Origin of the sequence: Bacillus cereus group sp. N8 (assembly GCF_016483685.1) — a bacterium.
Taxonomy (GTDB): Bacteria; Bacillota; Bacilli; order Bacillales; family Bacillaceae_G; genus Bacillus_A; species Bacillus_A proteolyticus.
The window spans coordinates 1-19,988 of the sequence record NZ_JAEHBK010000048.1 but is presented as its reverse complement, the minus strand read 5'-3'; the positions used below and the strand labels follow the sequence as shown (position 1 = coordinate 19,988).

The window sequence follows — 19,988 nt, the reverse complement described above, 5'->3', positions numbered from 1 at the left end:
ATATGAAAAAGTACATTTCACCAAAAGCTGTAAAGGTTGAATTACCTGCTGCTTTAGCTGTTGAGAACGGTTAATAGCATGTAATATACATAATTTTCTTACGCTGTAAATAATTTGAATATTATGTATTGACTTAATTGTTTAATCGGATGTAATGTATATTGTGACGAAAAGAAGGGGGGCGTAAATATGAAAAAGTACATTTCACCAAAAGCTGTAAAGGTTGAATTACCTGCTGCTTTAGCTGTTGAGAACGGTTAATAGTAAGTAATAGTGACAAGATTAGAGTGATTAATTAATATCACTCTAATCTTTTTAATTAATTAATTAATTAGGATGTTAACGATGGATCTTAAAATGAGTAGAAATGAAAATGCTTTGTGGTTAAGTATTCTGCTTCTTGCAACTCTAACAATGTTGCTTGAGGTAAGATATCTTGAATTATTAATATATTGGGTAATTGTGCTTTTATTTGTAGGTAATGCTAAAAGGGTGCATTCTCAAAAGTACACATATGTTACAACAGTAGTGAGAAGGAGTATGTATATCTTCCCGTTAGTTATTCCGTTAATATTTCACTTTAAACCTATGCTAATAATACCTCAATACTTTTGGATAATTATTGGGGTTGTCGTTGGAATGTTATTCATATTACCCAAGGTGTCTACTTGGAGAATAGTATTATCTAACGATTATATATCCTTAATAACTAATAAAAGCAGATTTTATTATGTTATGTCCATTTATACCTTAATTGGAGGCGCAATATCAGAAGAATTATTTTTTAGGTATTATATTTTAAGTCTAAGCAATAAGAATGAGATTGTTCTATTGAATGTTGTAATAAGTGCAGTTTTCTTTATGCTTGTACATTATGGAACTAAATGGTCTAGTTCCTTTAGTAAATATGACTTTATTGTTCAAATTGTATTTGGATTAACATCTGCTATTTTATTGTTATTTTCGGGTTCTATAATTCCTTCTATCATTGCCCATTTAATATATAATGGACCTCATGTAATTAGAGATTTAAAGAGTTTATGTTTTGTTAAAAATAGTGCAATAACCATAATAGGGAGTAATAAGAATGCATAATGTAATTGAAGTTAATGAATTAGTTAGGGAATACACTTCATACACAGGTATTTTTAAGAAAAAACAGCAAACATTAAGAGCTATTGATTCTATTTCTTTTTCTGTAAAAAAGGGAGAGGTCTTTGGACTTTTAGGACCAAACGGTGCGGGAAAAACTACTACAATGAAAATATTAACTACGCTGTTAGCACCTACCTCGGGTAATGTGGAGATTTTTGGTTACAAACCCTTCGGTGAGGAAAAATTTGTAAGGCCAAGAATTAATTTCATATATGGTGGTGAAAGAAATTTATATTGGCGAATTACTGGTAGGGAAAACTTAATATATTTCTCAGATCTATATAAGATTGATAAAAAAACTAGGGACGAACGAATTCCCTACTTATTGGACCTAGTTAAGTTATCAGATAGGGCTGATGAAAGAGTAGAAACATACTCTAAAGGAATGAAACAAAGATTACAAATTGCTAGGGGATTAGTAAACGATCCAGAAATAATATTCTTAGATGAACCAACGATAGGGTTAGATCCTATCGGTGCAAGGGATTTGCGGGATATAATTAAAAATCTTTCTAAATTGGGTAAAACGATAGTAATTACAACACACTATATGTATGAAGCTGATGAATTATGTGACCGTATTGCTATTATAAACAAAGGGAAATTGTTAGCTCTAGATACACCCGATAATTTGAAAAAGGTGCTAGACTCATTATCTGTTATTGAAGCTAATGTAGATTTTATCTCAGATGATAAGATATCTGAGATAAAAAGTCTAAATGGGATAGAAGTATTACCTTTGGAGCATTTAGAAAAGTCAACATTAGTAAAGGTTCAGTGTAAGGAGCCTTATAAATTTATTGGGAAATTGATTAATATTTTAGAAGAAGATCATATTTTAAATATAAACACTAGAAGCACAACACTAGAGGACGTTTATGTTCATTACGTTGGTGGTCAAGATGTTTAAGATATACAAAGTAATTCTATCGAGTCTAGTTGTACATATGAAACAATCTCTTTCTCGTCCTACGTTTAGATTTATTATCATTTTGCAGCCAATACTATATTCCATATTATTTTATTTTATGTTCAAAAATTCAGATGTTTCAAACATCGGGGAATATATAGTAATCGGAACTGGAATATTAAATCTTTGGAGCTCTATAATATTCTCATCCGCAGGAGATATAGAAAGAGAGAGATATATGGGAACTCTAGAAATAATCTATGCTACACCAAGTGATTTTAGAATAATTTTTTTAGGTAAAGTACTTGGGAATTTACTATTGGGTATCTTTTCTATGGTATTAAGTTTTATATTTGTGACTTTGGTTTTTAAAATAGACATTACAATTATAAGCCCGCTAGCCTTTTTTGTATCATTATTTTTTACAATTATATCTTTCACAGTTATTTCATTATTAATGGCATTCTTGTTTACGCTATCTAGAAGTTCTAGAATGCTAATGAATTCAATGGAATACCCCATATATATATTATGCGGGATAATTTTTCCTATTTCTATTCTTCCTAAATATGTACAATATATATCGTTTGTTTTATCGCCAACATGGGGAGTAAAGCTTCTTAGGCAAAGCATGACAGGTATAACTAATTATTCAGACTTTTATATTGATTTGTCAGTTTTATTAATTTTAACTGCTATTTACTTATTTTTGGTTATCGTTCTATTTAGGAAGATTGATTATAGGACAAGAATGAAAGGGAATTTAGGAGCACACTAGTATGGATAATATATTTATAAGGTTTTTTAGACAATCTATTCTTTCTTATAAAGCTCTTTTTGGTTTTTTAGATCCCAAGATTTATTTTCTTGTAAAAGTAATAAATCCAATAATGCAACTAGTATTTTTTAGTCTAATTGCACGCTATATTCACCATACCAGTGATATTACTCCTTGGGTAATAGGTAATGCTTTTCTATTAAGTATATACAACGCATTATTCGGAGTAGGTACTGTAATGGTAAGCGAACGCAGTTTTGGAACATTACAGTTAGTAGTAGCTTCTACTGCTAATAATTTTCTTATATTTATAGGAAGGGCTTTTATTCATATTTTTGATGCAACAGCTACAGTTATAATTGGTCTCACTGTAGGATACTTATTTTTCGAATTAGATTTTAGTAATACCAATTTTCTACTATTAATTATATGTATTATTATCACAATGTTTTCTTCAATTGGAGTGGGCCTATTGCTAGGGAGTATGGGACTTGTTTCTCGTGATTTAAATCTAATAATGAATACAGCTGTTTTTGTATTGATGATTTTTAGTGGTGCACAGTTTCCGATTTCAAATCTTCCTTTATTACTATCTAAAGTTTCATATTATATACCTATTACAAGAGGAATTGAAGCTTCGAGACTAATTATTGATGGCAATATTACAGTCCATGTTTTTAATCTGTTAGGAGGAGAAGCATTAATAGGTATTATTTATATGATGTTAGGATATTTTACACTAAGGATATTTGAATATATTTCCAAGAAAAAAGCTACTCTAGATATATATTAGAAAGGAGTGTTAGGAAGTGATTGAGTTATTACCTATATCTAAAACAATTCCTAAAGACGATATTTTAAGATGTGTTAATTATAATGCTAATGATTTTGTGTTTACAAGTGGTTCCTTAATAGAAGGAATAGGAAATGAAAAATCTGATTTAGACATTTTTGTTGTAGTAGCTGACTTTACGCGTTTAAAAACAGATTCCACAATTACTTATGATAATGACTCATTTAAGGTAGCATTTACAAACATTAACGGGATTGGAGGAGATATTGAATACTGGTCGCTATCTTCATTAGAATCCTTAATAGATCAATTAAACTCAATCGATTTTACAGATACTACCAAGCGTTCTTTAAGCCAATTAAAAGTGGGAAAGAGTGATTTTGAAACGTTGGCTTCATTTTTACACAGATTTATCAATAGTAAATGCGTTTTTAATTCTGATTTATACAATAAGTATTATAAAAACTTAAATTTAAACAATTATTTCAGCCTTATGACTAGATATTATGTAAATATGGTTGATAATTCTTATGAAGACATCACAGGAAATCTGCAAAAAGGAGAACTGGAAACAGCCTTGATTATATCTAGGAATACATTGATTAAGGCTATTGCTGCGTACCTATTTAGTAAACATGAGTCTGTAGATAGAGATAAATGGGTATATATTAAGTTAAAAGCCTTAAGTAAAGAGAATCTAGAGGTATTAGAAGTTTTAAATAAATTTAATGATCTCTATTTTTCTAGAAGTACTACGAGTAAATTAGAATTAGAAAGATCAGTGGAAGATTATGTATTATTCATTAATAAAATTATCAAATTATGTGGAAAGTTGTAGGAGGGAAAATTAATGATTATAGAGGAAATGGTTTATAAACAAGATTTAAATTACAGAGTTAGGACGATAGCAAAACAGCATCTTCTTTTTGGAAATGGAAATGCATATCAGTTAAATGAGACGGGACTTTTGATTTGGGAAAATATTGATGGAGACCATCACTTAAATTCCATATTAAATACAATAATTAATCATTATAAATGTAGTGAAGAGATTGCAGCTAAAGATCTTAAATCTTTTATTGAATTTCTACTTGAAATAAAAGCAATTAAAGAGGCTTAGTCTTTATTAAAAAAATGAATATTGAATATTTTTAAGGATAAGCAATTATGAGAGTATTAGTAAATTCATTTCAATAGAAGATTTGGCTAAAGAAGTAGCATAAATTTAACTTTTTTGTGTCCAAAATATTGACTCAAATCCAAAAGTAAAGTGTGATTTCTCCTTAGACAATGTTAAATACTTGTCACTAGAGTATTCTTGATATGTAAGTCATGCTTGTAAAAGATCCATGCCAAATCAATATTTTTTCTATACTTTTCTTTTTTTATAAAATAGCAAACTTAGTGCCATGTACTTGTACTTTTAAATGGAGGATATACCAAATGGAGAATTATTTATTAGAAAACTGTCCAAAGAATAAATTTGATTTATATTTTAATGATATTTTTTTTCTAGAAGGCTATAACTCAGTACTAGAAGAAAAATTATCTACTGAAACGCTTAACAATACAGCTCTCATGGTATTAAAACCAGATTGTATCATTGCTAATAAACAAAAGATTATATTTGAGTATTTAAACAACAATGGATACCAAATAATCAGTATAAATAAAATTAATTATCATAAGCATTTAATTCGTAGTGATTGGTACTATCAAATTAATATTGCATCTAAAGAAAGATTATTATTAGTAGATAAATTTCTTTCATTTGGACCATCGTATGTTGTTTTCTTAAAGCGTAATGAGTTCAAAAAAACACCAGCAACAGTGGAGCTTACAAGTAAAAAGGGCTCTTCTATACCAGAACTTCGAAATCCTGGCGATATTCGTTATGAACTAGGAGTTGTAAGTGCTCAACTTAATTTTATACATACCGCAGATGATCCAATGGATTTAATAAGGTCATTGGGATTGTACTTTGGTTACAAACAAAGAAGCAAACTTATTAAAAATTTTAATACTAGCGTAACTTCAGTTCAAAATGCATTAGACTATATTGATGCCGATTATAAAAACATTATAAAAAATGAACTTTCGTTCCAAAAAAGTTTAAACAATATAGTTAATCAAGCTAACAAAAACTCAGAAATAAAAGACTATTTAGGATTTATACCAAAATCTAATGCCAAGAATAACTTTAAGGAATGGATGGAATTTTTATACTCAGAAAAGTTAAGTCATAATTCTGATTTATTTTGGGATCTAGTCACCATAATATCTACAATTATGCCTAATAATACAGAAGGGAAGAAGCCTATCCTATGAATGAAAAATTAATGGATAGAGATTATATTGCTAAAACTGATTTTGTTTATCGGACGGAAAACCAACCTATATTTCAAAACTCGTATTCTTCAACAATAATTGATTCTGAAGGAAATCATTATATTGACGGCGAAGCAGCCAATGGATCTAATAGTTTAGGTTATGATGCTGAGTTAATTAACGCAGCTACTAATATAAGTGGTAATTTACCTAATATCCCTAGCTTTTTGGAATCAGATTTAAGATTATCTCTAGCTAACAGAATAGGCTTCAAAATTAATGAGCAGATTGGGTTAAAGGGAAAGATAGCATTTGAAACAGGTGGTGCACAAGGGATAGAATTAGCTCTAAAAATGGCTCTAGCATTATCAAATAATAAAACTACAGTTGCAGTTTTTGAGGGTGGATATCATGGACGTAGTCCTTTCACTTCCAATTATAGTTCTAGTGCAAGATACAGGGAATGTTTTAAAAATACATCAATGCCTGTTTTAAGATTACCATATCCTGATTGTCGACGATGTAGGTTTTCCAAAAATCCTACTACATGTAATGTAGAATGTTTAAAATTTATAAAAACTTCGTTAGAAAATGATTTTAGTGGTTTTCATAACGAAAAAAACCCTCCTTTTGCAGCACTAATTATTGAGCCCATTCTTAATGCTGGTGGCATTGTAATACCAGATTCTCGTTATCTAGAAGGAGTAGTTAACTATTTTAGAAATATGGGAGTCTATATAATAGTAGATGAAGTTTTTAGTGGTTTTTATAGAACTGGAAAATTCTTAGGGCTGCAAAACTTTAATATAAAACCTGACTTCATTGTTATGTCTAAGGCATTAACAAATGGCATGTTACCATTAAGTGCTGTTTGGATTAATAACGCTGTTTATAATGACAAAATATTAGAACCTGGTTTACATTCTTCAACATTTTCCAATACTCCAATTTGCTTCAGTTTGGCGCACGCAGTGTTAGACCGCTTCGAAAAATGGAGAAATATAGAGCATGATATTAATAAGCTTGGAGAAAAATTAAAAATAATGCTAGATAGTATTGCTAAATTTGAGATTGTTGATTCAGTACAAGTTATTGGTGCTACAGCTCGGATATTATTAAAGAAAAAAGTGGCTGCTCAAATTATTGACCATGCTCGAACCGCACTAAAAAATAAACCTATTAATGGAATCATAGGTGCTATTTTCGCAAGCAGTTCCCTTGCACCAGAAGTTATCGCTATAACACCTTCATTTACTATTACAGATAATGAGATAGAAATTATGAAAAGGGCTTTAAAAAATAGTTTAAGTGCAATATCAAAGGAAGAGATCAATGAAAAAGAAACTGTATACTCCTAAAAAACAACCAATGTCCATAGCCTTTTTTGTTAGTGGTGGTGGCGGGAATTTACAAGCTGCTTTAGATTTATCGGAAAAATTCCCCGATAAATTAAGTGTAGATCTTGTTATAAGTGATCGCTTGAACATTCCAGCTATCCAGATTGCTAATAACAGAAATATACCTGTTATTAGCAAGGATTTTGATCGTATTTGTGGGTTATCTTCTTACTTACAAAAAGGAAAACATAATATTAACTATCAAAAAAACGCAGAGCATCTACACAATGAAATTCTTGAAGAAATTAAACAGTTTGAGTTTCTAAGGGGTTATAAAATTGACCTTGCAGTACTGTCTTACCATAGATGGATTCAAGGAGATTTATTACATTATTTTAAAGATAGAATGATAAATCAGCACCCAGCTGATTTATCTGTATTAGATGAAAACTTTAAAAGAAAATATATAGGTTTAAACGGTGTACAAGCTGCTTTATTAGATAAACAATCTTTCACACGAACCACCACTTTTCTTGTGAAAGAAGGATTTGATAATGGAGAAATTTTATGTATGGGGCCTAAGGTAGAGTTCCATGAAACTACAATAAATCTAAAAAATATAATTGCACAGGAACAAGTGCAAAAAGAAAAAAGTGATTGGCCAAGCTTAAAATTTGCATTATATCATATTTCTAATGGAGATTTTGAAATATGCGAAAATAAAAAACATCATGATTCTTCTAGAACTATTTATTTTCTCGAAAAAGAGCTACCTTACCGAGGGGTCCCAATAGAAAATGACATTATTTTTTAGGAGGTATTCATTTGGAACAAAGTAATCTTAGCATCAATATAAGAGAGATATATAAAAATAATCCCATTGAGTTCCACTGTCACGGGATAAGCAACTTTGATTTTAGTGAACTAAATATTAATGATTTAGTAAAAATCGATAACGTTTTAAAACAGGAAAAAATTAATTGTTTACTAACACTTTTTCTTCCACAATCAAAATTAGATTTCTTTGTGGAATATATGAATAAGTTCCATGAGATGAAATCATTAGGAAAATTAAATAACATTATAGGTATTTCCCTTGAAGGACCTTTGCTTTCTAGTGTAGGAGGAACACCTAAAACAGGAAATTGGAGACCTAATCATAAAGATTGGAATAAGATTTTTCAATGTGGCAGATTGGGATTGAAATATGTTGTATTAGCTCCAGACATTCATCTTGCATCCCCTCCCTACTCAACTAAAGAGTATCCACAAGTGGAGTGGATTGTAGAAGGGTTATTATCAAATAATATTAGTGTGGCTTTAGGCCATTTTCAAAAATCTAACCCTCAAGCAAGTGCTGAAAGCATAGAACGAGTTGTTGCTATAGCAAGAAAATTAAAAAAAGAAAAATATGGAGGGGCTATCTTAATTGATCATTTTCTAAATGATATGCCTCAACTTATTAAACACGCTTGGCGCGGAAAAGATGAGCAGACTAAAAGAATTAGCGATTTATTTGCATTACAAATGGAATCATGGACACTAAATAATTTAGACAGTAAAATAGGCATTGTCCCTGCTACTATACTACGTTATGCATATGAGGGAGATATAACCATTTGTTTGAATTTTGATGGAGAGCACGTTGACTTAGAAATTTCAAAGCGTATAGTGGAACTTATAGGGGATGATTCCATAATTGCCATGACAGATAGAGCAAATATTGAAAACTTATGCGGTCAGAAGCTATTTTTAAAAGACAAAGAGTCTTTATTATATCAGTCTCATGATGTTGTAGCAGCAGGCACATCAAATATAGATTTACAGATTAATAATATGCTTGAAATGGGAATAAGTGTAGAGAGTGCATGGAAAATGGCTTATGAAAATCCATTAAGAGCACTAAATTCTTATGAAAAAATGATTATAAAAAATTAGTCTATAAGGGGTCACCATACACATCCATCAACTTAAGAATTCAGAATTATCCCGAAACGAAAAAATGAGCTTTTTTGTTACAAATTAGCACGAAATTTCGTTCTGGGGGTACTATAAAATTTTAGCTTGATGGCGATGGGGTCACCATATCAAAAAAGAAAATTGTATGTTCAGACACAATTTTGGCATATTTTAATCGGTTCCCTGTACGTTAAGGAACCGACTAATTATCGCCGACTTGGACTAGCAATTATACCTACCGAACCGCATTGATTGGTTGTCTACGAAGTTTCTCTTACTCTATATTTTTATGACACTAAAAGGGGGTAGCCCCTCACTTCGCTTCACTCCAGTCTTGACCTCACATCCAAAAACAAGGGGCTGATACTTGAAAAGTTTGTGTTTGTGATACAATTTACATATGTGGGAAAGATAGTGGGTATGATTTAGCTGAGTTTCGTACATATATGTTATAAATGATGGGGAGGACATACATATGGATAGCATAATTTTTGATTTGGATGGAACTATTTGGGATTCTATAAACACTGTACTACTTGCATGGAATAGTATAGTTGAGGAAAATAATCAAGTAGAAAAGAAATTAACAAGAAAAGACTTCGAAGGTACTATGGGACTTCAAATGGACGACATAAGTAACAAGTTATTTCCAAACGTAGATTTAATCACTCGAACACAAATAATGAAACAGTGCTTTGAGATTGAAGGTAAATATATAGAGAAACACGGTGGAGTTCTTTTTGAGAACATGGAAGATGTACTATATAACCTTTCTAAGAAATATAAACTTTTTATCGTTAGCAATTGTCAACAGGGGTATATTGAGGGGTTTTTTCGGTATCATAAACTTGAGAATTATTTTTTAGATTATGAAAACCCCAGTAGAACAGGTCTTACAAAAGGAGAAAATATCAAATTAATAATCGAAAGAAACAACCTTTCAAAACCTGTTTATGTTGGAGACACAGAGGGTGATCTAAAGGCATCTAGGTATGCGGGTATCCCTTTTGTTTACGCAAAGTACGGTTTTGGAAATGTAAGTGAATATGATCAAGTTATAGAGAAATTTGATGATCTTTTAGACCTATTCTAAAGAATAATGGTTCTGTTGCAAAGTTTTTTGGGTTCTGGTGCAAAAATCATTTGATAGAGACATAGAAACCTACATAGACTGTTCAAAGGCAGATTATGATGCAATTCCAAACAATTTATGTATGGACCTAACTTCATTTTGGGCAGACTTCACCTGTGATATTATCCCCTTAAGGTAGACAGTGTAAAAAGACCATGAATACACATGGATGTTACACTTTTACTTGGAGGGGATTTTATTATGGTTAAAAAAGGGGATAAATTTCAAACTTATTCAGATAAATTAAAGATACAAGTTGTAAAAAGTTATTTAAATGGTGAGGGTAGCCAATCAGCTATAGCGAAGAAATATAAGCTTAGAAGTAGAACACAGTTAATGAATTGGGTCCGGAAATATCAAGAAACAGGTGATATTTCAGACTTGCGGGGGCAAAATGGTGGTAATAACGGCTTAAAAAACCTCTTAAAAGGTCGTCCTCGTATGAAGTTCGATAGTATGGAAGAAGAATTGGAATACTACAAGGCGCTAGTGGCTTACTTAAAAAAGCAGTATCCAAATCTATAGGAGGTGTTCTTGCTCAAACGGCTAAGTACGAGATTATTGAAGAACTACGTTCTCGGTACAAAGTAACCTGGCTTGTCGTCATTGCGCAGTTAAATCGCTCTAGCTACTATAAGTGGCGTTCAACATGTAGTCAAAGGCAATTACGCCTTTCAAAGGATCATATATTGCATGAACAGATTCAAACAATTCACATAAAACACAAGGAATACGGTTATCCTCGCAGGATAATCGCCTTACGAGAGGCTGGATTTTTCGTGAACCACAAAAAAGTATGTAGACTTATGCGAGAGCTTCACATTCAATCGATTTTCCCAAATGTAGTAGAACGACAATTCTAAAACCGCAAACAAAATGAGGTACTTGTCACAGATATCATTTATTTGCCATTCAAAGATAAATTTCTCTATTTATCCGTCGTTCAAGACCTTTACAATAATGAAATCGTTGCTTGGAAACTCTCATATCGCAATGATTTACAACTTGCTCTAAAAACATTAGATTTAGCAACACAAAAAAGAGATGTGTATGGAACCATCATCCACTCAGATCAAGGATTCCAATATACATCTCCTACTTATTATCGTATGCTTCAACAGCTAGGCGCCATCGGCAGCCATTCCCGCAAAGGAACTTGCATTGAATCATTCTTCTCTCATTTTAAATCTGAAATGTTTTATCTTAATGACTATCAAACAAAGGGAGAACTAATTCAAGCAATTGAAACATACATCTATCATTATAACTACAAACGATTCCAAAAACGACTCAATCATCGAGCTCCGATCGAATATCGAATTTCGATGGCTGCATAGTCTTTTTTACAGTTGTCTACTTAGCGGGGATAAGTCCACCGTTAGTTTATGCGAAATTTTATACATATGGAGTAAAGGAAAAAAAGACAATGATTGCTTTTAACCACTAATATAATGAGATAAATAAGAAACTGCATACGTAGGTGAAGAGGATGTTTCAAAGAATGTTGATAGGTCGGGAATTATTGGTGAGGAGAACTTCTGATAATAGGACGTTATGTTAACCTTACATGAATGCGATATACATAATAGAATCTGATATCATTTAGATTGTAAGAGAGATTTAGGGAGGAAAATAAATGTCAGATGAAATTATTGTAATTCCTTATAAAAGTGAATGGTCTAAAGAGTTTCAAAATCTAGGGGATTCATTAAGAAGTGTTTTAGGAGACGTTGCCATAAGAATTGATCATATCGGCTCTACATCAATACCTGGTTTAGCTGCAAAACCAATTATTGATATACAAATTTCCGTAAATTCTCTAGAGTTATTGGATTCTTTCAAGAAACCCTTAGAAAGTTTAGGATTTATTTATAGAGCAGATAATTCAGACCGTTCTAAACGTTATTTTCGCGAAACTCCTGGTAACAAGAGAACTCATATACATGTGAGACGTGAAGGGAGTTGGCCTGAACAACTTGCTCTCTTATTTAGAGATTATATGCGTACTCATCCAGAAGACTGTAAGCAATATGGAGAATTAAAATATAGGTTAGCTGAAAAACACACAAATAATCGACACATGTATACCGAATCAAAAGATCCTCTGATATGGGAGATTCTACGAAAAGCTGATAAATGGAGCCAAAGTATTGGTTGGATTCCTCAAGGAACAGATGCTTAACTTCCAATAACGATAATTATGTAAATGAGCTGTCCAAATGGGTAGCTTATTGTATTTTTTGCTTAACGTGGTTTTTTTCCAAAATGCTGGCGGTAACCCGTTTTACAAAACCTGTATCTTGTGCAAGTTGTTAAAGAATATGTGGAGATAGATATTGCTGTAGTTCTTCAGCGAACAAATGAAACTTATCCTGAAACGATAGATTCATACAAAAACGCCATCCTTTCTGTATATTTCTACAAAAAGAATAGCGTTTTTTTCATTTTTGTGAATAAAAATTCGCTTTAGCTTGATGGTGATGTGGCGTTACTCCTAAATAATTGGAAATATCCTAGGTTTCGGTAATTTGATGAAAGACTTTTGGAGCAAATCACCAAAGATCATGCAATTTTACATATACAAATAAAGGTAATGAGTATGCAGGATGTGATTGAATTATTTTAATATAATTTAATTACATTTTATTTTTTCTTATAAGCTAAATTAACTATCTTTTTAATATATATATTAACTTATAATTATTATAATTAATTGAATAAGATTGAATATAAATAAGATTAAATAGTAATTTTACCAGGATAATATTGCTAGTTGAACTAATAATTAATAGTAGAATTTTTAGATATATTCGACAAAATTCTACTATTTACGCATTAAAAATTTAATGTTTTAATAAAGGTGTAATTGGTAGGACCACTAAGAAAGGAGAAGATTATACGAATAAAAAGTGCAGTGAAGTAGCAAGTAACATTATGTCGGATTAATTTTCTCAATACTCAGTTAATTGAGTTTAGAAACAATCTAGAACTACAAAATTATCACATTTATAAAAAATAGCATTCTAAGTCTCTACATAGCAAAAATGATCTTATTTTATTCCGAGATAAAAGTATAAGCAATGTACAAGTATAATTTCATTTTTTGTAATTTTGTAGGATCTTATGAAATCGCTATCAAAAAATTCATGACAGGATTAATGATAGGAGCAACGACTCAATCTATCTGGGCTTCCTGCAAATGAAGCAGCTCCAGCTTTCAAATGAAAATTAAACCTTTAAAATTTAGTCCAACTATTTTATCAACAAACACCAAATAATGGGAGGAATTACCATGAAAAAAACGTTAGTCGCAGGGTTATTAATTACTGCAGTATCTACAAGTTGCTTCTCACCTGTAAATACTTTTGCAGAAAGCAAAACAACTTATTCACAACTAACAAGTAGTACAAATCAAGTTGCTATGAATAGGTTATCAGATTCGATTAAGACATTAGGATCACAGACGCCATTAATTCAAGGATATGGGCTAATCATATTAAAGCAACCAAACCTTGAAGTAACTGCTATACCTGGAATAACAACTGATCAAGGTACTGCAAGAAACCATGTTCAAGACTGGCTGGATAAATATAATCCAAAACTATTCAATGTAAATCAAGACCTGCAGGATTTTGGGACAAGATTTACAAATTATTATGATATATTGGTTGAACTATCTGGTAAAGTGAATGACGATTCACAAGCAAAAGACGACTTTGTAAGTATCTTTAATGCACTTCAAGATCAAATGCAAGCAATTCAGTATGATATTAAAGGAACTTCAGTAGACTTAAACAATTATAAAAATGACTTGGTTGAAGATAGTAAGAGTTTTTCTAGTAAAGTTAGCAGAGCGATGGAACTTTATAAGAGTTCAGGCGGAGACATTGAAAAATTCAGAACGGAAATTAAACAACTTGATGAAAGCATTCAAGATAATTTTACAAAACTTCTAGCTCTACCAAAAGAAAATGTAAAAGGTTCTATAAATATTGGAAAGACGGTTATTGATATTTGGATAGACGCAGGTAAGGATCATACTTTAGACACGTCTAATTTAGAAGTGATTTATAACCAAGTTGGACAACTCCAAAATGATGAAGTAACAAAACTGAATAATGATGTTCGTCAGAAGCAACAACAAAAAATTCTATTGCTACAAAAACTATCGAGAATTGAAGTGCAAGCAACTCAAATGACACTTATTGATCTACAGTTAAATAACTTTACAAGAGTAGTTAAAAAGCAAATTGAGAGTTTTGACAAGCTAGTAAGTGGTTGGGACATCTTTAATGGCACAATGCTTCAAATGAAGACAAGTCTTAATACTGATACAAAAATAGATTCTAATGCATTACAAGCACAATTAAAAGAACTCAAAACGTTTACGGATGAATTGAATAAACAAACAACGGAATATGAAAATAGTGTTACAAACATAAAAGTAACAGAAGGAAAATAGTAAAATGAAGAACGGTAATTTTAATAATATAATATAATATAAGGAGAGATGAATATAATGAAAAAACCTTATAAAGTAATGGCTTTATCTACATTAATAGCAACAATCGCAGCGGGTAGCATTACACCATCATATGCCTCGGCAGCGGAAAATACAACAAAACCAGCACCTATTTATGCAGATGCAGCAAATAACTCCCCTGAGTACCCTGAGTATTCACTTGGACCAGAAGGGCTTAAAGATGCGATAGAGAAAACTGGATCCAATATGTTGGTAATGGATCTGTATGCTTTAACTATTGTTAAACAAGCAAATGTTAATTTTGATGGTTTAACTGTAATTAACAATGATTTACAAACAAGCATTAGGGGAAACCTCGATGCGTCTAGAATAAATGCAAAGCAATGGTTAGATGGTTTGAAACCGCAAATAATCCAGACGAATCAAAATATTATCAATTATAATACACAATTTCAAAATTATTACGATGTTTTGGTAGAAGCTGTAAATAAAAATGACAAAGAAACGCTAAAAGCTGTGCTTACAAGTTTAGATGATAGTGTTTCAGAGAATAAAGATGCAGTGGACAAATTAGTAAAAGATTTGAAAGCCTTTCGCGGCAAATTAGAACTGGATACACAAAATTTAAAAACTGATGCGAACAAAATTACAGACATTTTAGCTGGTCAAGATGCTGGAATTCCATTGATGGAGAAACAAATCGGAGCAAATCAAACATTAATTGATGAGAATAACAAAGTTTATATTGCATCATCGGTTGCAACTGCTCTCGGTGCATACTTAACTGCTACAGTTATCTTTGCGCCTATTGGTGCAGGTGCATTAGGAGGCGGGATATACGGAGTTGTTACATCGCAGCAGCAGATAAAAACCGCACAAGAAAAGATTATTGAGCTAACAGCAAATATTTCCACTGCAAAACAACAGGTAGCTAAGTTAACGATTTTGAAAAATAATACTAATAATTTAACAGAAACAATTGATGCAGCTATTACTGCCCTTGAAAATGTAAAGAACCAGTGGGAGACAATGGGGGCGAAATATAAATCATTGAATGACAATGTTGACAGAATTAACCCAGACAAGCTTGCTACTATTATAAAAGTAGATCTGAAGATAGCTAAAGGTAGTTGGGAACAGGTTAACAAGTATGCTGAAAATATTCAAAAGGCTGAGATTTCATTTGTAGAAGAGAAAAAATAATATTACTTCAAAAAATTGCCGAAGTAATGAAAAAAATAATATACTGACTTTCCCTTTTGAAGAACACATAATGTGAATCTCCTGTTCAAGTTTGAACAGGAGATTTCCTATATAGTTATGAAACTTGATAAAGATTATAGAATAAGAAAGTATGAAAACCCCTATTTTAATATGTTGTTTTATTTGCAATGATCGTAATTCATTTGAAGTAAAGAATAGAAGCTTATGAATTTAATAAAATATGTAATACATTTGAGAGAATAGGTGAAAAAGGTGAATAAAAAATTGTATAAGAAAGTTATTTTATCAACGATCATTACTGGAATGGCAGCGAGTAATGTAACTCCACTTCATACTTTTGCAGCAGAACAAACTGTACAAAATAGTGTGTCCCAACAGCAAGAAGATAGTACGAGCTATGATTTGGGTCCTGATAAATATAAAGAAGTAATGGAGAAAATGGGGGCAAATATCCTTACAATGGATTCATATGCTCAAACAATCCGTAATCAACAACAGACAGATTTAAGTAAAATAAGTTCTATAAATGGTGATTTCAAAACAAACATGATTCAGCATCAAAAGGATGCGCAAACGAATGCAACATATTGGTTAGATAATCTAAAGCCTGATATTATGAAAACGACTCAGAATAGTGTGAATTATAATGCTACCTTTCAAGCGAGTTATGATCAATTACTAGCAGCTATAGATCAAAAGGATACAGTGGTATTAAAAAATGAACTGGAGAAATTATATAATAGTATTTTGAAAAATAGCCAAGAAGTGGATGGGCTACTAGAAAAGTTGAAAACATTCCGAAATACAATGGCTGAAGATACAAGAAGTTTTAAAGAAGATTCCAATCAATTGAAGTCTATTTTAGAAAGTACGAACGCCGGTATCCCACTTCTACAACAACAAATCAGTAATTATAATAATATAATTAAAGAAAACTATGATAAACGTGGTGGCTATATAGCTGCAGCTGTATTTATGCCTCCAGTTGGTATACCATTGATTGTCACTGCTGACAAGAATATCGCATCTGCACAACAAGAAATAGAACAGTTAAAGTCCAGAATTTCTGGAGCAGAGGCAGAATTAGTTATTTTGACAGATGCCAAAAATAAAACGGAACATATGACTGAAACAATTGATACAGCTATTACTGCTCTTCAAAATATATCGAATCAGTGGCGTACAATCGGAGCAAAATATGATTCTTTACTAAATAATGTTGACAGAATTAATCCAGACCGTCTTGCTTTATTAAAAATAGATTTGAAGATAGCGAAGGATAGCTGGCAGGACCTTAAAAATTATGCAGATAAATTATATGAAGGTGCTAAGATTGTAAAAAATGGAGAGATTGTCCAAATAGGAGAACCACAAATCAGACAACCACAAACAGGACCGGATTGCACCTGAATACATGTAAATAATATTAAAAACATACAACCCTGTATTTGTTGGTAAGGTTGTATGTTTTTTTATAGAGATGTAACAATTTCAGCTACCTACAATATTTTTGCGTAAGGAGCCAAAAAAATGTCGAAAAATAGCTGGAATTGTCAAATATTATTGCTGTACGACCTGTTCGAGGTTCTGGTGCGAAAAATTCAAGATAATTGCAGGTAATCTCTAAATCTTGGACATACTGATACTATTACTCTAAAAAAGATGCGTGATCAGTATGGAAAAGCGAAATTTATTCAAGTGGAAACATTATCATCATAATATTATTTGCAAACAGTAAGATGGTACCTATGGTACAACTTGAGCTTTCGTGATTTGGTGGAAATGATGGAGGAACGGGGCTTATTCGTTGCTCATACAACGATTATGCGTTGGGTTCATCAGTATGGTCCTGAATTTGACAAAAGAATCCGTCGTCATCTCAAGCAAACCAATGACTCTTGGAGAGTCGATGAAACATATATCAAAGTGAAAAGTCAATGGATGTACCTGTATCGTGCTGTCGATTCGAAAGGAAATACCATTGATTTTTACCTAAGCAAAGCAAGAAACCACAAGGCTGCAAAGCGATTCTTCAAGAAAGCTTTGCAGTCTTTTCATATTTCTGAGCCTCGTGTCGTGACAGTAGATAAGAATCCAGCTTATCCTATAGCAGTTGAAAAATTGAGAAAAGAAAAAAAGATGCCATTAGGCATCCAACTAAGGCAAGTGAAATATCTCAATAACATAGTGGAACAAGATCATCGGTTTATTAAAAAGCGGGTTCGTTCGATGTTAGGATTGAAATCCTTTTGCACAGCTACATCCATTCTTTCTGGAATAGAAGCTATGCATATGGTGAAAAAAGGGCAACTTGTTTTATTGGACAAGTCTGTCCAAAATCAAGTGAAGTTCATCCATCAACTATTTGGAATTGCTGCTTAAGACTAGATTTCACTAGGAAACTTTTCGCATCTTTATATCTTTCCTAAGTATTTGCACCAGAACCTGGTTGAGATATGTTACGCCTTTTAATCGGAGAATCTGCTTTATAGAACGTGTCCACAATTTATATTTTACTACATGTAATATTTATTTAGTGTAATTTTAACAAATATGTATAATTACATGTAGTTTATGAGAAAAAGAGAGTATACTTTGTTATTGTGTAATAAAGATATAGCCCACCTACGGAAATAGGAGGGCTTATTAACGCATAAAGAAAAGACACTCCTCTTGAAGTGCCTCTCTCTACTTAATCTACATAAGACTTTTCTTACAGCACAAATATATCTGGGTTCCCACCCAATTTATATTTTACTACATCTACTTATAAAATTTAAGTAATTTAATGTGAATTAATTAAAGAAAAGACACCCATATAATAGTGTCTTTTCCGATAGTTTTTTTAGCAGAAGCAAGCAGCTCCAACTATGATTAATAAAATAAATAATACAACTAATAAAGCAAATCCTCCAGAAAAGCCGCAGCCGCAACTACCACCAAATCCCATATTAATCTCTCCTTTGAGTAGGAGGGGAAATTCAAGGTCACTCATGTATTTTATCGGGTTCACCTTACTTTATGCTTTTACGCATTAATTGGGCAGGTCCTTTTGAAAATAAAGAAAAAACACTCTAAGGTGTCTTCCTCCGACTTGAACCACTTTACTTTTAAAACTAAAGAATCTGCGTTAATTCTGAGTTCAATACACGTTGTGCAGTAATAATAACGTCACCAGGTGTTATTCCGTAGACACTGTATAAACCATCGTTTTGATTAGGAACAATTTCAACTTCGCATTGAAGTGCTTGTCCCAAAGTAGAATGAACTACACTTAGATTTACAAAAGCAGAAGCATTAATTTATCTTAAAAATAAAAATGAAGTTTACTTTCAGTGATAGAAGTAGAACCACATACCCATCAACCCAATATTTTGGAGTACCTCCAAAATAAATTCACCTCAGATACAACAAAAGAGCCTTACCTCTGTAGGCAAGACTCCACTAGTGGAGTTATATAGTATTTACATAGCAAATAAGAAACATAAAACATATAATACCAAGTAGCAGAATCCTAATATTCCGCCTACAGCTAATACCTGTTTAACCCAACTCTTGAATTTCAGATTACTGTCAATAATCGCTTGCACTCTTTCCATATCCGTTTCCTCCTATTAAGGAGAACCCTTAAAGACTCTCACCTCGCTATGATACCATTAAGGAATGATTAATAGAGGTCTAATTATTGTCTAAACGTATAAATATGCAATATTACATATAGAAATGTATTGTTATAAATGTAAGCGCTTACTATAATAGAGGTATAAAGATTCACCACATCTTAATACGAACAAGAGGAGGAAACAATATGGCAATCGCAATGGCAGTTTTATCATTCTTAGGTGGAGTACTTCCATTAGTAACAGAACTTTTAAAAGCAGTAATGTAA

At 31.8% G+C, this 19,988-nt stretch carries 20 protein-coding genes and 3 pseudogenes; 20 read left to right on the top strand and 3 right to left on the bottom strand.

What is annotated here, in order from left to right; all coding sequences use genetic code 11:
- Positions 1–345 precede the first annotated feature (345 nt).
- From JDS80_RS28155 to JDS80_RS28065, 20 genes and pseudogenes are all read left to right on the top strand, one after another.
- On the top strand, positions 346–1,095 hold the full coding sequence (locus JDS80_RS28155; protein WP_199640552.1) for a CPBP family intramembrane glutamic endopeptidase: 750 nt from the start codon (positions 346–348) through the stop codon (positions 1,093–1,095).
- The gene (locus JDS80_RS28150; RefSeq protein WP_199640551.1) at positions 1,088–2,065 is read left to right on the top strand and encodes an ABC transporter ATP-binding protein; all 978 of its coding nucleotides are present in this window, start codon (positions 1,088–1,090) and stop codon (positions 2,063–2,065) included. Before JDS80_RS28155 ends, JDS80_RS28150 begins: the two co-directional genes overlap by 8 nt.
- On the top strand, positions 2,034–2,843 hold the full coding sequence (locus JDS80_RS28145) for an ABC transporter permease (RefSeq protein WP_346011433.1): 810 nt from the start codon (positions 2,034–2,036) through the stop codon (positions 2,841–2,843). Before JDS80_RS28150 ends, JDS80_RS28145 begins: the two co-directional genes overlap by 32 nt.
- A 1-nt stretch (position 2,844) precedes the next feature.
- On the top strand, positions 2,845–3,636 hold the full coding sequence (locus JDS80_RS28140; protein WP_199640549.1) for an ABC transporter permease: 792 nt from the start codon (positions 2,845–2,847) through the stop codon (positions 3,634–3,636).
- A 16-nt stretch (positions 3,637–3,652) separates the two neighbouring features.
- Positions 3,653–4,474 carry a hypothetical protein gene (locus JDS80_RS28135; RefSeq protein ID WP_199640548.1) on the top strand — a complete coding sequence of 274 codons (822 nt, stop codon included), beginning with the start codon at positions 3,653–3,655 and terminating at the stop codon, positions 4,472–4,474.
- A gap of 12 nt (positions 4,475–4,486) precedes the next feature.
- A complete protein-coding gene (locus JDS80_RS28130; RefSeq protein ID WP_199640547.1) occupies positions 4,487–4,756 on the top strand; it encodes a PqqD family protein in 270 nt (89 codons plus the stop codon).
- A 323-nt stretch (positions 4,757–5,079) separates the two neighbouring features.
- Positions 5,080–5,964, top strand: a complete 885-nt coding sequence (locus tag JDS80_RS28125) for a nucleoside-diphosphate kinase (protein WP_199640546.1) — start codon at positions 5,080–5,082, stop codon at positions 5,962–5,964.
- Positions 5,961–7,322: an aminotransferase class III-fold pyridoxal phosphate-dependent enzyme gene (locus JDS80_RS28120; protein ID WP_199640545.1), complete on the top strand. Its 1,362-nt coding sequence runs from the start codon at positions 5,961–5,963 to the stop codon at positions 7,320–7,322. Before JDS80_RS28125 ends, JDS80_RS28120 begins: the two co-directional genes overlap by 4 nt.
- Positions 7,297–8,115: a formyltransferase family protein gene (locus JDS80_RS28115; protein WP_199640544.1), complete on the top strand. Its 819-nt coding sequence runs from the start codon at positions 7,297–7,299 to the stop codon at positions 8,113–8,115. Before JDS80_RS28120 ends, JDS80_RS28115 begins: the two co-directional genes overlap by 26 nt.
- 11 nt (positions 8,116–8,126) lie before the next feature.
- Entirely contained in the window at positions 8,127–9,239 is a 1,113-nt protein-coding gene (locus tag JDS80_RS28110; RefSeq protein WP_199640543.1) for an amidohydrolase family protein, read from the top strand.
- A 496-nt stretch (positions 9,240–9,735) separates the two neighbouring features.
- The gene (locus JDS80_RS28105; RefSeq protein ID WP_199640542.1) at positions 9,736–10,353 is read left to right on the top strand and encodes an HAD family hydrolase; all 618 of its coding nucleotides are present in this window, start codon (positions 9,736–9,738) and stop codon (positions 10,351–10,353) included.
- A gap of 240 nt (positions 10,354–10,593) precedes the next feature.
- The gene (locus JDS80_RS28100; protein WP_199640541.1) at positions 10,594–10,917 is read left to right on the top strand and encodes a helix-turn-helix domain-containing protein; all 324 of its coding nucleotides are present in this window, start codon (positions 10,594–10,596) and stop codon (positions 10,915–10,917) included.
- A 164-nt stretch (positions 10,918–11,081) separates the two neighbouring features.
- Complete coding sequence (locus JDS80_RS32270; RefSeq protein ID WP_199640540.1) at positions 11,082–11,255, top strand: IS3 family transposase; 174 nt, start codon at positions 11,082–11,084, stop codon at positions 11,253–11,255.
- A gap of 15 nt (positions 11,256–11,270) precedes the next feature.
- Positions 11,271–11,540: pseudogene (locus JDS80_RS32190) on the top strand (transposase); the annotation flags it as partial.
- Positions 11,523–11,729, top strand: a complete 207-nt coding sequence (locus JDS80_RS32185) for an IS3 family transposase (protein ID WP_346011434.1) — start codon at positions 11,523–11,525, stop codon at positions 11,727–11,729. The pseudogene JDS80_RS32190 and the gene JDS80_RS32185, both read left to right, overlap by 18 nt.
- A gap of 299 nt (positions 11,730–12,028) precedes the next feature.
- The gene (locus JDS80_RS28085) at positions 12,029–12,574 is read left to right on the top strand and encodes a GrpB family protein (protein WP_199640538.1); all 546 of its coding nucleotides are present in this window, start codon (positions 12,029–12,031) and stop codon (positions 12,572–12,574) included.
- 1,110 nt (positions 12,575–13,684) lie between these two features.
- Complete coding sequence (nheA, locus tag JDS80_RS28080; protein ID WP_098890212.1) at positions 13,685–14,854, top strand: non-hemolytic enterotoxin subunit A; 1,170 nt, start codon at positions 13,685–13,687, stop codon at positions 14,852–14,854.
- Positions 14,855–14,911: 57 nt separating this feature from the next.
- Positions 14,912–16,078 carry a non-hemolytic enterotoxin subunit B gene (gene nheB, locus JDS80_RS28075; RefSeq protein WP_107888392.1) on the top strand — a complete coding sequence of 389 codons (1,167 nt, stop codon included), beginning with the start codon at positions 14,912–14,914 and terminating at the stop codon, positions 16,076–16,078.
- A 273-nt stretch (positions 16,079–16,351) separates the two neighbouring features.
- The gene (gene nheC, locus JDS80_RS28070) at positions 16,352–17,509 is read left to right on the top strand and encodes a non-hemolytic enterotoxin subunit C (protein ID WP_199640537.1); all 1,158 of its coding nucleotides are present in this window, start codon (positions 16,352–16,354) and stop codon (positions 17,507–17,509) included.
- 265 nt (positions 17,510–17,774) lie between these two features.
- A pseudogene (locus JDS80_RS28065) lies at positions 17,775–18,481 on the top strand (IS6 family transposase).
- A gap of 463 nt (positions 18,482–18,944) precedes the next feature.
- On the opposite strand, the gene JDS80_RS28060 reads toward JDS80_RS28065, so the two are convergent.
- From JDS80_RS28060 to JDS80_RS32005, 3 genes and pseudogenes are all read right to left on the bottom strand, one after another.
- The gene (locus JDS80_RS28060; RefSeq protein WP_081806744.1) at positions 18,945–19,049 is read right to left on the bottom strand and encodes a YjcZ family sporulation protein; all 105 of its coding nucleotides are present in this window, start codon (positions 19,047–19,049) and stop codon (positions 18,945–18,947) included.
- 166 nt (positions 19,050–19,215) lie between these two features.
- A pseudogene (locus JDS80_RS31745) lies at positions 19,216–19,398 on the bottom strand (ATPase); the annotation flags it as partial.
- A gap of 165 nt (positions 19,399–19,563) precedes the next feature.
- Entirely contained in the window at positions 19,564–19,698 is a 135-nt protein-coding gene (locus JDS80_RS32005; RefSeq protein ID WP_265341027.1) for a hypothetical protein, read from the bottom strand.
- Between the last annotated feature and the right edge of the window lie 290 nt (positions 19,699–19,988).

Excerpts from the sequence above, each read along its gene's own strand:
- JDS80_RS28155 (WP_199640552.1), top strand. The coding sequence starts at position 346 with ATGGATCTTAAAATGAGTAGAAATGAAAATGCTTTGTGGTTAAGTATT.
- JDS80_RS28150 (WP_199640551.1), top strand. The coding sequence starts at position 1,088 with ATGCATAATGTAATTGAAGTTAATGAATTAGTTAGGGAATACACTTCA.
- JDS80_RS28145 (WP_346011433.1), top strand. The coding sequence starts at position 2,034 with ATGTTCATTACGTTGGTGGTCAAGATGTTTAAGATATACAAAGTAATT.
- JDS80_RS28140 (WP_199640549.1), top strand. The coding sequence starts at position 2,845 with ATGGATAATATATTTATAAGGTTTTTTAGACAATCTATTCTTTCTTAT.
- JDS80_RS28130 (WP_199640547.1), top strand. The coding sequence starts at position 4,487 with ATGATTATAGAGGAAATGGTTTATAAACAAGATTTAAATTACAGAGTT.
- JDS80_RS28125 (WP_199640546.1), top strand. The coding sequence starts at position 5,080 with ATGGAGAATTATTTATTAGAAAACTGTCCAAAGAATAAATTTGATTTA.
- JDS80_RS28120 (WP_199640545.1), top strand. The coding sequence starts at position 5,961 with ATGAATGAAAAATTAATGGATAGAGATTATATTGCTAAAACTGATTTT.
- JDS80_RS28115 (WP_199640544.1), top strand. The coding sequence starts at position 7,297 with ATGAAAAAGAAACTGTATACTCCTAAAAAACAACCAATGTCCATAGCC.
- JDS80_RS28105 (WP_199640542.1), top strand. The coding sequence starts at position 9,736 with ATGGATAGCATAATTTTTGATTTGGATGGAACTATTTGGGATTCTATA.
- JDS80_RS28100 (WP_199640541.1), top strand. The coding sequence starts at position 10,594 with ATGGTTAAAAAAGGGGATAAATTTCAAACTTATTCAGATAAATTAAAG.
- JDS80_RS28085 (WP_199640538.1), top strand. The coding sequence starts at position 12,029 with ATGTCAGATGAAATTATTGTAATTCCTTATAAAAGTGAATGGTCTAAA.
- nheA (WP_098890212.1), top strand. The coding sequence starts at position 13,685 with ATGAAAAAAACGTTAGTCGCAGGGTTATTAATTACTGCAGTATCTACA.
- nheB (WP_107888392.1), top strand. The coding sequence starts at position 14,912 with ATGAAAAAACCTTATAAAGTAATGGCTTTATCTACATTAATAGCAACA.
- JDS80_RS28060 (WP_081806744.1), bottom strand. The coding sequence starts at position 19,049 with ATGGGATTTGGTGGTAGTTGCGGCTGCGGCTTTTCTGGAGGATTTGCT.
- JDS80_RS32005 (WP_265341027.1), bottom strand. The coding sequence starts at position 19,698 with ATGGAAAGAGTGCAAGCGATTATTGACAGTAATCTGAAATTCAAGAGT.